Annotated in this window: 17 protein-coding genes; 10 read left to right on the forward strand and 7 right to left on the reverse strand. The window is 55.8% G+C overall.

What is annotated here, in order from left to right; translation table 11 throughout:
* Positions 1–24 precede the first annotated feature (24 nt).
* From ssuD to QMG93_RS08265, 4 genes are read left to right on the forward strand one after another with little or no spacing between them, the layout of a single operon-like run.
* Positions 25–1251 carry an FMNH2-dependent alkanesulfonate monooxygenase gene (gene ssuD / locus QMG93_RS08250; protein WP_281935288.1) on the forward strand — a complete coding sequence of 409 codons (1227 nt, stop codon included), beginning with the start codon at positions 25–27 and terminating at the stop codon, positions 1249–1251.
* On the forward strand, positions 1220–2002 hold the full coding sequence (gene ssuC, locus QMG93_RS08255) for an aliphatic sulfonate ABC transporter permease SsuC (protein ID WP_281935290.1): 783 nt from the start codon (positions 1220–1222) through the stop codon (positions 2000–2002). Before ssuD ends, ssuC begins: the two co-directional genes overlap by 32 nt.
* Positions 2003–2026: 24 nt before the next feature.
* Positions 2027–2812, forward strand: coding sequence for an ATP-binding cassette domain-containing protein (locus QMG93_RS08260; RefSeq protein WP_281935292.1), 786 nt, complete (start codon positions 2027–2029; stop codon positions 2810–2812).
* Between the two features lie 24 nt (positions 2813–2836).
* Entirely contained in the window at positions 2837–3142 is a 306-nt protein-coding gene (locus QMG93_RS08265; RefSeq protein ID WP_281935294.1) for an RNA-binding protein, read from the forward strand.
* 39 nt (positions 3143–3181) lie between these two features.
* Here the strand turns inward: QMG93_RS08265 and QMG93_RS08270 are convergent, their stop codons facing one another.
* Positions 3182–4357: an MFS transporter gene (locus QMG93_RS08270; protein ID WP_413789276.1), complete on the reverse strand. Its 1176-nt coding sequence runs from the start codon at positions 4355–4357 to the stop codon at positions 3182–3184.
* A gap of 263 nt (positions 4358–4620) precedes the next feature.
* Here QMG93_RS08270 and QMG93_RS08275 point away from each other — a divergent pair, with 263 nt between their 5' ends.
* From QMG93_RS08275 to QMG93_RS08285, 3 genes are all read left to right on the forward strand, one after another.
* Complete coding sequence (locus tag QMG93_RS08275; RefSeq protein ID WP_127461032.1) at positions 4621–5484, forward strand: transporter substrate-binding domain-containing protein; 864 nt, start codon at positions 4621–4623, stop codon at positions 5482–5484.
* Between the two features lie 115 nt (positions 5485–5599).
* Positions 5600–6280 (forward strand): amino acid ABC transporter permease, encoded by a 681-nt coding sequence (locus QMG93_RS08280; RefSeq protein WP_063180672.1) that lies wholly within the window; start codon positions 5600–5602, stop codon positions 6278–6280.
* Positions 6273–6995, forward strand: a complete 723-nt coding sequence (locus tag QMG93_RS08285; RefSeq protein ID WP_281935471.1) for an amino acid ABC transporter ATP-binding protein — start codon at positions 6273–6275, stop codon at positions 6993–6995. Before QMG93_RS08280 ends, QMG93_RS08285 begins: the two co-directional genes overlap by 8 nt.
* A 76-nt stretch (positions 6996–7071) precedes the next feature.
* Here QMG93_RS08285 and QMG93_RS08290 read toward each other — a convergent pair whose 3' ends face one another.
* From QMG93_RS08290 to QMG93_RS08300, 3 genes are all read right to left on the reverse strand, one after another.
* Positions 7072–8247, reverse strand: coding sequence for a M20 family metallopeptidase (locus QMG93_RS08290; RefSeq protein WP_281935300.1), 1176 nt, complete (start codon positions 8245–8247; stop codon positions 7072–7074).
* A gap of 128 nt (positions 8248–8375) precedes the next feature.
* Positions 8376–8558 (reverse strand): hypothetical protein, encoded by a 183-nt coding sequence (locus tag QMG93_RS08295; RefSeq protein ID WP_163856323.1) that lies wholly within the window; start codon positions 8556–8558, stop codon positions 8376–8378.
* A gap of 171 nt (positions 8559–8729) precedes the next feature.
* On the reverse strand, positions 8730–8900 hold the full coding sequence (locus QMG93_RS08300; RefSeq protein WP_281935304.1) for an aspartyl-phosphate phosphatase Spo0E family protein: 171 nt from the start codon (positions 8898–8900) through the stop codon (positions 8730–8732).
* 189 nt (positions 8901–9089) lie between these two features.
* Between QMG93_RS08300 and QMG93_RS08305 the strand changes: the two genes are divergently transcribed.
* Entirely contained in the window at positions 9090–9236 is a 147-nt protein-coding gene (locus tag QMG93_RS08305; RefSeq protein WP_281935307.1) for a hypothetical protein, read from the forward strand.
* Between the two features lie 94 nt (positions 9237–9330).
* Here the strand turns inward: QMG93_RS08305 and QMG93_RS08310 are convergent, their stop codons facing one another.
* Complete coding sequence (locus tag QMG93_RS08310) at positions 9331–9501, reverse strand: hypothetical protein (protein WP_281935309.1); 171 nt, start codon at positions 9499–9501, stop codon at positions 9331–9333.
* A gap of 149 nt (positions 9502–9650) precedes the next feature.
* Between QMG93_RS08310 and QMG93_RS08315 the strand changes: the two genes are divergently transcribed.
* Positions 9651–10379, forward strand: coding sequence for a phosphonate ABC transporter ATP-binding protein (locus QMG93_RS08315; protein WP_281935312.1), 729 nt, complete (start codon positions 9651–9653; stop codon positions 10377–10379).
* A 65-nt stretch (positions 10380–10444) separates the two neighbouring features.
* On the opposite strand, the gene QMG93_RS08320 is transcribed toward QMG93_RS08315, so the two are convergent.
* Both QMG93_RS08320 and QMG93_RS08325 read right to left on the reverse strand, forming a co-directional pair.
* Entirely contained in the window at positions 10445–11431 is a 987-nt protein-coding gene (locus QMG93_RS08320) for a YpdA family putative bacillithiol disulfide reductase (protein ID WP_281935314.1), read from the reverse strand.
* Positions 11432–11534: 103 nt separating this feature from the next.
* The gene (locus QMG93_RS08325) at positions 11535–12767 is read right to left on the reverse strand and encodes an NAD(P)/FAD-dependent oxidoreductase (RefSeq protein ID WP_281935316.1); all 1233 of its coding nucleotides are present in this window, start codon (positions 12765–12767) and stop codon (positions 11535–11537) included.
* Between the two features lie 174 nt (positions 12768–12941).
* Between QMG93_RS08325 and fucU the strand changes: the two genes are divergently transcribed.
* A complete protein-coding gene (gene fucU / locus QMG93_RS08330; protein ID WP_281935318.1) occupies positions 12942–13373 on the forward strand; it encodes an L-fucose mutarotase in 432 nt (143 codons plus the stop codon).
* Positions 13374–13410: the final 37 nt, after the last annotated feature.

Raw genomic sequence — 13410 nt, forward strand, 5'->3', positions numbered from 1 at the left:
ACAACCCGGAAAGGATGACGGACGATGGAAGTGTTCTGGTTTATCCCGACACACGGAGACGGACGCTACTTGGGCACGCTGAAGGGAGCCCGCTCCGTTGATTTTTCGTATATGAGTCAAATCGCCCAGGCGGCCGACCGGCTCGGATACGGAGGCGTGCTGCTGCCGACGGGGAAATCGTGCGAAGACGCATGGATCGTCGCCTCGGCGCTCGTTCCGCAGACCAAGCGTCTCAAGTTTCTGGTTGCTATCCGCCCGGGACTGATGTCGCCGATGCTGTCGGCCCGCATGGCTGGCACGCTGGATCGTTTGTCCGGCGGGCGGCTGCTGATCAATGTGGTCACCGGTGGGGATCCGGTGGAAAACGCCGGCGACGGCTTGTTCCTCGATCATGCGTCGCGCTATGAGCTGACGGACGAATTTTTGCACATATGGCGGAAGGGGCTCGAGGACGGGGAAGTCACCTTCGAGGGCGACTATTTGACTGTCAAAGGCGGTACGCTGCTGTATCCTTCGCTGCAAAAGCCGCATCCTCCGCTTTATTTCGGCGGCTCCTCCGACATCGCCCAGTCGATCGCAGCGGAACATATCGACGTGTACTTGACTTGGGGCGAGCCGCCAGCTCAGGTCGAAGACAAAATCAAGCGCGTGCGCAAGCTGGCGGAAGCGAAGGGGCGGCAGGTGAGGTTCGGCATCCGGCTCCACGTGATCGTCCGGGAGACGGAGCAGGAGGCTTGGAGCGCTGCCGACGAGCTGATCCGCTATGTGGATGACGAGACGATCGCGCAAGCGCAGCAGGTGTTCGCCCGTTTCGACTCCGTCGGGCAGCGTCGGATGGCGGAGCTGCACAGTGGGAAACGAGAAGGGTTGGAGATCAGCCCGAACCTGTGGGCCGGTATCGGCCTGGTGCGCGGCGGCGCGGGAACGGCGCTCGTCGGAGATCCCGAGACGGTGGCGGCCCGGATGAAACAATATGCGGAGCTGGGCATCGACACGTTTATTTTATCCGGTTACCCGCATCTGGAAGAGGCTTACCGGATGGCGGAACTGGTGTTCCCGCTCCTGCCGTTGAAGCGCAATCCGACGGGGAGCTTCGGCCAATCGGAAGCTGCAGCCGCCGGCGTTTCCTCGGCAAGTCCGTTCGGTGAAATTATCGCCAACAACGACCTGCCGACGAAGCAAGACCCCTTATTCATCAAAGAAAACGAGGTGCAAGCCGATGAAGGCCGCATTCCGCGACTCGCGCGCTAAAGGCTGGCTGCCCTGGCTCGTCCCGGTCGCTATTGTGCTGATATGGCAGGCGCTAGGACAGATCGGGCTCATCTCGACCCGCATTCTGCCGACGCCTTTGCAGGTCATTCAGGCATTTATTCCGCTTGCCGAGAAAGGCACGCTGCTCCAACATATCGGGATCAGCACGAAGCGGGCATTGCTCGGCTTTGCCGTCGGCGGGGGGATCGGTCTGGCGCTCGGACTCGCGAACGGAGTGTCGCCGCTGCTGGAGAAGCTGACCGACTCGTCCATGCAGATGATCCGCACGATCCCGCATCTGGCCCTCATTCCGCTCGTCATTCTATGGTTCGGCATCGGGGAGGAGGCGAAGTTGTTTCTGGTTGCGCTGGGCTGCGCCTTTCCGGTTTACCTGAATACGTTTCACGGTATCCGCACTGTCGATCCGGGATTGATTGAAATGGGCAAAGTATACGGCTTGCAGGGCCTCCCGCTGTTCTGGCAGGTCATCCTTCCCGGCGCGCTTCCCAGCATTTTGGTCGGGGTGCGTTATGCGCTTGGGATCATGTGGATCACGTTGATCGTTGCCGAGACGATCTCCGCCGATTCGGGCATCGGCTATATGGCGATGCATGCGCGGGAATTCATGCAGATGGACGTCGTGGTGCTCAGCATCATCATCTACGCGTTGCTTGGGAAGCTGTCAGATGCGCTGGCCAAAGGGCTTGAGCGGCGCTGGCTGCAGTGGCACCCGAACTTTAAGAAAGCCTGACCTTGAACCGAAGGAGGGTTCCGTATGAAAGCAAGACAAGGCGGTATCCAACTGAATATCCGTCGTGTGACCAAGCGGTTCGGAGATCGTGCCGTGCTGAAAGAGATTACGCTCGATTTGAATGCGGGCGAGTTTGTGGCCGTCGTCGGCCGAAGCGGCTGTGGGAAAAGCACGCTGCTCCGGCTCGTGGGCGGGTTGGAGAAGGCCGACGAAGGCACCATGCTGTTGGATGGGAGGGAGCTTGAAGGAATCGACCCCGACACGAGGCTGCTGTTCCAGGAAGCCCGGCTGCTTCCGTGGAAAAAAGTACTGGCGAACGTGCAGATCGGCGTGAAGACGGGGGATCGGGCGAAGGCGCGTGAAGCGCTTCGCTTGGTCGGCTTGGAGGAGCGGGACGACGAATGGCCCGGGATATTGTCCGGCGGACAGAAGCAGCGAATCGCGCTCGCCCGGGCGCTGGCCGGCGCTCCGCGCCTGCTGCTGCTTGATGAGCCACTCGGCGCGCTTGACGCGCTCACCCGCATCGAGATGCAGCGGTTGATCGAACGACTGTGGCTGGAACAGGGGTTCTCCGCCGTTCTCGTTACGCACGATGTCAGCGAAGCCGTCGCGCTGGCCGACCGGGTCGTGCTCATCGAGGACGGCGCGATTGCCCTGAATATCCCGATTTCTCTGGCCCGGCCGCGGGAACGAGACAGCGGCTTTGCCTACTACGAAAAGATGATTCTGGATCGCGTGATGGGATCGGAACCGGAGAAGGCCCCGTCCGGCGTTCCGGCGCTGAGGCACGATTATTCGTTTACCATTTAAGGAAAAAACAAGGAGTGATTGTGAGTGCTTACCCATACCTTCCTTTCCGGGCAATTCGATGAGGCTGACGTGCTTCAGCTTCCCGATCACCGGTTCGTAACGCACTGCTTTGAACGCTATGGCCTCAATCGGGGCATTTATAATACGATTGACGAGTGGCTGTACCGGTTCGGCGTGCAGGATATTGTCCAGCGCCGTCAGGCCGTCCTGGCCTTTCTGGCCTCGCTGCAGCCGCAGGATCGGACGAAAGGGACGTATTTGAAATTCGGCAAGGGCGGCTTGACCAAGCAACTGTTCGATTTTATGACGAAGCCCAAGCTCGTCGGATAACCGTCATCCCTTGGCTTACCCCGGCCGTTGAGCAAAGACTCAACGGCTTTTTGCCGTGACAGCCGCCTCCTGTTCGGGCTTCATGGCGAACAGCGCGACGAGGACTCCTGCCAGTACGATGCCCGCGAGCAGCCCGAACAGCGCGGCCGACGGCCATTTGATTCCAACGGAGATGAACGGCGGCCCGGCGGCTACCCCGATAAAGCGCATGCTGCTGTACACCGCACTTACCGTCCCCCGCTGCTCCTTCTTGATTCCTTCGGTAATCAAAGCGTCCAGGCACGGGAGGGCGGTCCCGATTCCTACGCCCCCGAGCGCGACCCAGACGAACAGCAGCCACAGCCGGGTGACTCCGGGCCACGCCATACCGACGAGCGAGCCTCCAAGCAAGACGAGCCCGGCGACGGTCAGCCATTTCATCCGCGGTTTGTTTTCCCCGATCGCTTTGCCGGCCAGATAGGACGCCAGACATAAAGCGGATAAAGGCACGGCGATCAAGCAGCCTTTGACCAGCCCTCGAATCCCAAAGCGCTCCTCCAACGTTTCGGACAAGTAGAACAGGATGCCGAATAAGACGAACATCGCAATGACCCCGATGACGAAGGTGGCCGTCAGCCACCGTCCTTCGTTGCGGGCGATCGTCCTCAGCATCGCGGCAAAGCTGCCGAAGCTCATATCTTGTTTGAGCTCGGACTTAGGGGTCTGGACCAGGAAGGCGACCAACAGAACAGAGACGAGACACAGCGCCGGAATTGCATAAAAAACCGCGGTCCACGTCCACAACGCAAGCAGCGAGCCTAAAATCGGACTGAGCACTTTGCCGAACGTATTCGACGTCTCGATCATGCCGAGCCCGCTGCTGACGTCGCTTTCTTTTTGGAACATGTCGCCCACCAGCGGCATGACGATCGGAGCGGCTCCCGCAGCGCCGATTCCTTGGATGAACCGGCCTGCCAGAATGAGGGCGTAGGCCGCATTTTGATTGAGCCAAGGCGCCAGGGCACAGAGCAATCCGCCGGCTCCGGCGATCAGGAGGCTTGGAATAATGATTTTTTTACGACCGAAGCGGTCCGATAAATAGCCCGCAATCGGAATCAGTACGATCGCGACGACGGAATATACCGTGATCAGCAGGCTGATTTGCAGAGAGGTCACATGCAGCGTTCGTTCTAAAGCGGGTAAGACGGGAATTAGCATGGAATTGCCCAAAGTCATGATCAGCGGAATAGAGGAAACGGCTTCCAGGTCCCAAGTTTTTTTCGCTTCCAAGCCTGTCGAACCACCTTTCGAGGAGGGAGGGTTAGGTCTTTGGGATGAATGAGTAAGCCTCCGGCGGTCCGGTCGACATATCGAATGTTATTTTGTTCCATATTTCCTAGTTCTATTCCATGCTTTATTCATGAACATGCATAAACGGATTGTAAATGGCGAACGTCTATTATATAATGTACAAGTTAAAGAGAAAGGAGATTTGACCAGTGACTAAAAACAAAGCCATCATCTTCATGCTCCTCTGCTTTACGCTGATCGTATCCGCATGCGGCACGAAGCCTGCAGCAACGACCGCCGACAAGCCGGCAACCGGGGGAGATGCGGCCGCAACGACACCGGCGTCCAAGGACTCCAAGCTTGAACAAATTAAAAAAGCGGGCAAAATCGTATTAGGCACGAGCGCCGACTATCCACCGTACGAGTTCCACAAGGAAATCAACAAAAAGGATGAAATCATCGGCTTTGATATCGAGATCGCCAAAGAGATTGCCAAAGACCTCGGTGTTACGCTCGAAATCAAAGATATGAAATACGAAGGTCTGCTTGCCGCTCTGGATTCCGGCAACATCGACTTCATTCTCGCCGGTATGACGCCGACGGAAGAACGCAAGAAGAACGTGGATTTCTCCAAAATCTACTACACGGCTATCCAACGCGTGGCTGTCCGCGCGGAGGACAAAGATAAATACAAGTCCATCGATGACCTGAAAGGCAAGAAAGTCGCCGGTCAAAAAGGTGCGACCCAAGAAAAAATCATTAAAGAGCAAATGCCAGGTTCCGAGCTGAAGGCGCTCGGCAAAATTTCTGACTTGATGCTGGAGCTGAAAAACAAAAAAGTCGAAGCTCTCGTCGTCGAGCAGCCGGTAGCCGAAGCTTACCTCAGCAAAAACAAAGATTTGGTGCTTGCGGACATTAAGCTGAGTACGGAAGACAGCGGATCGGCCATTGCTGTGAAGAAAGGTAGCTCTGATCTCGTGGAAGCGATGAACAAAACGTTGGACCGCCTGATGGGCGCCAAGTCCATCGATAAAATGGTAGCTGAAGCGAACGAGCAAGTCGATACGCAATAAGCAAGAGGGCGGGACCGTCCGTTCCTTGCAGCACTCCGACAAAAACCTGAGCGGAATTCTCCGGCGGGTTTTTGTTCGGTTATAACGCTTATTTGATAGAAAGGGGGGGGGACGCATGGATTTTTCATTTTTATCCAAATACTACATGTTTTTTATCGACGGAGCGAAGATGACGCTCATTTTGTCCATCTTCACCGTCATTTTCGGGGTGCTGCTCGGCATGGTCATTGCCTTGATGCGCATGTCCCGCTTTTGGCCGCTTAAAGCGTTCGCGGTTTCCTATATCGAGTTCATCCGCGGGACGCCGATGCTTGTGCAGCTGTATATTTTTTATTACGGGCTGCCGAAACTGGGCATTCAATTTCCCGAGGTGCCGGGAATCGGTTCATCGTTTCCCGATATGATGGCGGCGATTATCGCGTTGTCCATCAACAGCGCCGCATACGTGGCGGAGACGTTCCGCGCGGGCATCCAGTCGATCGACAAGGGACAAATGGAAGCGGCTCGTTCCCTCGGAATGCCGCACGCGATGGCGATGCGCTTTATCATTTTGCCGCAGGCGCTGCGCAACATTCTCCCGGCGCTCGGCAACGAATTTATCGTGGTGATCAAGGAAACATCCATCGTCTCCGTCATCGGGATCGGCGAGCTGATGTACAAAGCCGACACGGTGCGGGGCAATACGTTCCAGCCGTTTGAGCCGCTCATCCTGGCGGCGATCATTTACTTCATCATGACGTTTACGCTGACCAAGCTGCTCGGCGTCGCGGAAAGGAGGATGAAGTCCTCTGATTAAAGTAACCGGTTTACAAAAGTCGTTCGGATCTAACCATGTATTGACCGGAATCGATATCGAGATCGCGAAAGGCGAGGTCGTCGTCGTCATCGGACCGAGCGGATCGGGCAAAAGCACATTTCTGCGCTGTCTGAACCTCCTCGAAGAGCCGACGGGGGGAGACATCGAATTCGACGGGGTGTCGCTGCTGCGCGGCAAGCACGATATCAATCAGCTGCGGCAACGGATGGGGATGGTGTTCCAGCAGTTCAACCTGTTCCCGCATATGACCGTGCAAGAGAACATTACGCTGGCTCCCCAGAAGCTGAAAAACGCCAGCAAGCCGGAGGCCGATAAGATTGCGCAGCAGCTTCTGCGGCGCATCGGGTTGGCGGACAAGGCGTCCAGCTACCCGTCGCAGCTGTCCGGCGGACAGAAGCAGCGGATCGCGATCGCTAGGGCGCTCGCGATGTCGCCGGCCGTCATGCTGTTCGACGAGCCGACCTCTGCGCTGGATCCGGAGATGGTCGGCGAGGTGCTCGATGTCATGAAGGAGCTGGCTGCCGAAGGCATGACGATGGTCGTCGTCACACACGAGATGGGCTTTGCCCGAGAAGTGGGCAAGCGCCTCATCTTCATGGACGGGGGAAAGATCGTAGAGCAGGGCAATCCGTCCGATATTTTCTCGAATCCTCAGCATCCGCGGACGAAAGAGTTTTTGGCCAAGGTGCTCTAAGCAACCGTATTCTTATAAAAAAATAAAGCCGCGAACATCCGGTTCGAAACCGGGTCGCGGCTTTTTGGCGTTTCGTTTATTCGGCAGCGTTCACGCTGCGTTCGAATTCGGCGCGGATCGACTGCAGCAGGGCAGGGTCGGCCAGTACATCGTAGGCGGTAAATGCCAGCGCTTTGGCGCCTAGCAGCATGCCTTCGAAGGCCCGGGGCAGCATGGCCAGATCGCGGAATTCCTTTGTATGCAGCAAATGCTTTTCGTCGACGACCTTGACGTACGGGTGGATCGACGGGCAATGCCGCGATACGTTCCCAAGATCCAGCGAGCCGTGGTCCTTGCCGTATTCGATCTCGTCTTCCCGGATGCCCAGACCGGTGAGATTGCGGGTAAACGTGTCCGACAAATGATCATTGGTAATCAGTTCGTCATAAGAGTACTCGTAATTAGACCATTTCATCGTACAACCGGTTTGCAGCGCGGCGCCTTCTGCGCAGCGGATCACCTTTTGCACGGTTTCGTCCGTATATGGACGGTTTGCGGATCGGACATAAAACTGCGCAGCTGCGTAATCCGGAATAATGTTCGGGGCTTTGCCGCCCTCGGTGATAATGCCGTGAATCCGCGCATGGCTGCGAAGCTGCTGCCTCAGTGCGCCGATCGATTGGAACAGAAGCAGCACCGCGTCCAGCGCGTTGACGCCTTCATACGGGCTTGCCGCGGCATGAGCCGCCTTGCCGAAAAACTCGAATTCCAGCGCATCCATGGCGAGCGAGCTTCCCGATTTCTCGTACGCATAGTACGGGTGAGCCATCAAGGCGACGTCGACGTCGTCGAACAGGCCGGCGGCCGCCATATCGACCTTCCCGCCTTTCGTTTCCTCCGCCGGGGTGCCGTATACCCGAATCGTGCCGCCGAGCTGGTCAATGACCGCTTTCAGCCCGACGGCCGCCGCAAGGCCCATGACGCAGATCAGATGATGTCCGCAAGCATGTCCCAGCTCCGGCAGCGCATCGTACTCGCACAAGAAGGCGATGGTCGGTCCCGGCTTGCTTGCGGCGTACGTCCCGAGAAATGCCGTCGGCAGTCCGGCGTAAGGGGCTTGTACGGTGAAGCCGTGCTCCTTCAACGCTTCGATCAGGCGTGCCGACGCCTTCCATTCCTCGTGGCCCAGCTCGGGGTTCTCGCCGATAAACCGGGAAATCTCCGTGAACGACGGGGCGTGCAGATCGATGGTGGAGGCAATTTCTTGTTTCATTTTCAGTTCTCCTTTACTTCTCTGTAGCATGACCTTATTATAACGAAAAAAGCGGAGCAAACAAATAAAGACCCCGCTGCAAGGGCTTGCAGAAACGGGGTCCGGGTGTCGTTTCACAATCTGTTTGGTTATTGCAGGTTGCGGCGCTTGTCGATGATTTGCTCTTCGAGCTGCTTTTTAATTTTTTGCATCGCATCGACTTCCAGTTTGTGGTTTTGCCGGAATCGAACGCCGGTCAATGCCAAAGCTTCGTTCAAGGTCAGCTCGACGGAAATTTTTTTCTCCTGCGGCTCGCGTACTTCGTAACTCATGGTGCATCGCTCCTTCTCATTAGGGTTTGAGAGTGCATCAATAAGCTGTATTTGGCAGGGGACTTAAGTGCAGTTGTCGGAAAAATCCTTGATTTTCCTTGGTTTCAATATAACATACCATGTAACATATTGCAAGTACAGGGCACAAAAAAGAGGCCCGTCCAGCCCCGGTTATTTTATCCGTTCCTGCATCCGAAGACGTTGGATGGACAAGATCAGACGATCTATTTTTTGGCTGAGCTCTACTACCCGCGGATCGACGAAGCTACCTTTTTCTTCCACGAGTGAGTAAAGCTGCATCTGCATTCGCTCCAAATGCCGTGTCATTTCCGCTTCTTCCATCGGTTTCAGACCCCATCCTAACGCTGTAAAAATAGTAAGTCTATGATCAGTCTATTATAATTCAACCGGGTTGTAAAATATGTAAATGATTGTCGAGTCCATTATTAAGTTTTCTTTAAGGAAAATCGGCGGTCCGTATAATTCTGTCCCGGAAGCGGCATATTACGGTCGATTGGAGGTGAGCCGAACATGGATAGCGTCAAGGCGAATACGAGAACCAATCCGAATTTCAAGGAGAACAAATTTACGGAAGAAGAAGCGGCGATGCATGCCGGGAAGGCGGCGGACCGCCCTCCGAATTTGAATGAAATTCCGAAGGAGACGAATCCTCAGTAGCGGAAGAATGGCACTGACGGGGATGTGCAAGAGAAGTGAAAACGAAAACGGTAAAACCCCGGGAACGGGCAGTTTTACCGTTTTTCCGCATCTGCTAAGCTTCGGCGTCGTTATTGTGCCCGATGGCCAGATTGGCGATTTCATCGTTCATTTCGTCCGGGAGACGGGTTTTGAAATAGCCGATGACCGCTTCGACTGCTGCGTCCGCCTGCCCTTCGGTAATGCCCGCTTGCTCGGAGACGAGCTTGACCAATTGGTGCTTCACGCGTTGTTCCTCCTCTTCGGGATATACGGGATAAGCATCTAATAGGATGTGCTCCTTTATGGTTTTTATGTGGCAGAACATGTTATATTTATACCAAGACACAACAAGCCTGCAATTGCCTTGGCTCGAACAAAGGAGACATCGGACGGATGATCATCGTACGCAATCTAACCAAATCGTTCCCATCCGGGCAGCGCGTTCTGGACCGCATCAGCTTTCAAGCGGACGAGGGGGAACTGGTGGCGCTGCTCGGCGCAAGCGGGAGCGGCAAAACGACCTTTTTCCGGTGCTTGATGCTCAAGGAAAAATGGAACGAGGGCCAGTATATTTACGACGGAAAGGATATTTCGGGTTCCAGCATCTGGGAGAAGTTCCGACTGAACAAGCAGTGGGCCTACCTGGAGGAAAAGCCGAGCCTCAATTTGAAAAAGACGGCTTTGAAAAATGTGCTCGGCGCACTGCTGTTCAAGAAATCGTGGTGGCGCTTTCTGACGAATACCGTTTCCGAAGACGACCATATGGAAGCGATGGATTACCTCGATAAAGTGGGACTGCTCGACAAAGCGCACGAGCCGGTGGAGAAGCTGAGCGGCGGGGAGAAGCAGCGCGTAGCGATCTGCAAGGCGCTAATCAAGGGAGCCAAGGTAATATTTGCGGACGAACCGGTGTCCGGCTTGGACCCGGAGGCGGCGAGCCTCGTCATGCAGGATTTTAAGTCCATCTGCCAGAAGCATAAGCTTCTTGTGTTTTGCAGTCTGCATCAGGTGGAGCTCGCGGAAAAATTCGGCTCGCGCATCTGGGGACTGTCGGACGGGAAGCTCGTGGTCGATATTGCGGGCCGGCGGTTGACGCAGCGGGAGAAGGAACTTATTTTTTAATTGGAGTATTACATACGCGTAATAAAAAGGTCGGCCCGGACATTGATGTCCAGGTCGACCTTTCTTTAGTTAATTGCAGGATCGCAAGTGGCGATCCGTTTTGCAATCAATCCGCCGTGCAAACGGCCGGTCTCGATAAATACCTCGTTGGCGTTCGCGCCCGAAGCGATGACTCCGGCGACGAACAGCCCGGGAACGGTCGTTTCCATCGTGGCCGGGTCGTATTGGGGAATCCCTTCCGGCTCTGATACAACGGCCCCGGCTCCCGCCAACAGACCGCGGTCCGGACGGAAGCCGGTCAGCGCCAGAACGAAGTTGTTATCAAATTCCTCTTCGTGTCCTTCGCGAGATACGGTGACGGACGTTTCCGTGATGCGGACGACCCGGGATTGAAACAGCATCCGAATGCGGCCTTTATTGACCATGCTTTCGAAGATCGGCTTAACCCACGGCTTAATGACCGGCGAGTAGGTTTCGCCCCGGTAAACGACGGTCACCTCGGCGCCCGCCCGCAGCAGCTCCATCGCGGCATCGATCGCGGAGTTGCTTCCGCCGATGATCGCGACCTTCGTGCCGGTATACGGATGAGCTTCGCGGAAGTAGTGCGTCACCTTACTTAATTCCTCTCCCGGAATGCCGAGCATATTCGGCTGTGAGAAATAGCCGGTGGCGACAATGACATGACGCGCAGCTATCGTTGTAATTGCGCCGAAACGATTCTGCACCGTCAGCTCGAAGGTTCCGCCCGGCTGTACCGCCAACTGGGTTGCCGTATGGTAAGGACGAATGCGCACGCCGCTGCGGGCCGCCACATTCCGGTAATAATTCAAAGCCTCCAGCCGATAAGGCTTATCGTTAGGCGTCGAGAACGGGTAACCGCCGATCTCAAGCAGCTCCGGCGTGCTGAAAAACTGCATGTACGTCGGATATAAGTATATCGAATGCACAACGCACTCTTTTTCGATAATGAGAGGATCGATGCCGATCTTCTGCAGCTCCAGGGCCGCGGATAAGCCGCAAGGGCCGGCCCCGATAATGACGACTTCTTCCATTGGAATACTTCACCCGCTTTTTCGAAGATATAAAATAGAGAGAGGATCCTGTTGATCCTCTACCCATAGTACCTTATCGGGACGGCGGATGCCAACGCTTTGTTTACACGGGAGTCCATAGGCTGTGCGTCGGACGGTCTATGCGGACAAGATCGGCGTCAGGGTGGCGGCCTTCGGTAAGCAGGCCGGCTATAATTTGCGCTGCAATCATACTGTAGACGGTACCGTTCCCTCCGTATACCATCGCGAAGTAGCAATGGGGGAATTGTTCCATGGCGCCGATCATCGGCAATCCGTCGCGGGTTCGCCCATAGGCGGCGGACCAGGCGTATTCCGCCCGCAAGCTGCCGGCTTCCGGAAACAGCTGCTGCACGGCCTGAAGCAGTTGATCGCTCTTCGAGCTCAAATGCCTCTTCCGTTCCTCCGGGACGCTCGTGTTCTCATCTTTGCCGCCGACAACGATCCGGTTGTCCGCGGTCGTACGGATGTAGACGTAAGGGCGGGCGGTTTCCCAGATGAGACAGCGGTTCGGCCATCCGGGGAAGACGTCTAGCGGCTGGGTGGCGATGACATACGAACTGGTGAATACGGTGTTGGGATGCCGGATGATTTCCATGGTTTCGAAGCCGGTAGCAAAGACGGCTGTGCGTGCTTTAATTCTACGGTTATCGTTCGTATAGAATACGATGTGGTTCTTCCCGGTCTGATGCCGAAGCACTTCCGTCTCTTGAAATACGCGCATTCCTTGCCGATGGGCGGTGCGGATTAAAGCGTTTGCGTATTTATAGGGGTTCAGCTCGGCATCGGCCTGAGACAGGATGGCGCCCGGCTTGCGAAAGGAGTACCGTGCTGCGATCGATGCGGCTTCCAGATACTGTACTGGAAATCCGTGCTTTGTCAGCACTTCGTATTCCTGCTTAAGCTTCGGCACATCGTCTGCGCTTGAAGCGTAACATAAGCTGTCGCGGCGGATAAAATCCGGGGAGAAATCAAGCCGCCGCGTGACAAGCCCGATCTGCTGCACGGCCTGCTCGCACAGCTTATAGAAGCGAACGGCCTTCTCTTCGCCGAACGAATGAATCATGGAAAGCAGCGGCGTATCGTTCATCCACTGCAGGAGACCGGTACTGGCCGATACGGTGCCCGAAGCGAGTCTCCGTTTGTCGACGACAACCGTATCTACGCCCCGGTTATGCAGTGTATACGAAATAATTGCGCCAGCTTCGCCTCCGCCGATGACGATACAGTCGCATTCGATATCATCTTCCAGCCTCGGATAGGCGGGCGAATCCGGCAGGGTATCCGGCCACAGCAGCTTGCCTGTTGTCAGATTCATAGGGATGGCTCCTTCGTCTTAAGCGGATCGAATGAAATTAGTATGGGAAACGGTGCTATTTTTTAATCGACCACCCCGCCAGCGAAGACGTTGACAAAAACTGGTCTGCTGCCCTAGGATTAGCTTGAACGCCGCGATACGGCGGAACGAGACTAGCCCTTTGGAGGTATGGACATGTTAAAAGGCATTCCTTCGATTCTTTCCCCCGAATTGTTCAAAATTATGATGGAAATGGGGCACGGCGACGAATTGGTACTGGCCGACGCCAATTTTCCGGCGGCAAGCCATGCGCAGCGTCTGGTCCGCTGTGACGGACATGGGGTACCCGAGCTGCTCGATGCGATATTGACCTTTTTTCCATTGGATTCGTATGCGGAGCATTCGGTCGCCTTAATGGGCGTCGTTCCCGGCGATCCGGTGAAGCCGGTCATCTGGGACGAATACCGTACGATTGTCAAGAAGCACGCGCCGGAAGCCGCAGAGCCGGCATTTGTGGAGCGGTTTGCGTTCTATGAGCGAGCCAAGCAAGCGTATGCCGTCGTTGCGACGGGCGAGGGGGCGTTGTATGCGAACATCGTGCTCAAAAAAGGCGTTGTCAAGCCATAACGCCGATCATAATCCGTCCCTGAATCTCATAGATTAA

Origin of the sequence: Paenibacillus tyrphae, from assembly GCF_027925525.1 — a bacterium.
Classification (GTDB): Bacteria; Bacillota; Bacilli; order Paenibacillales; family NBRC-103111; genus Paenibacillus_G; species Paenibacillus_G tyrfis_B.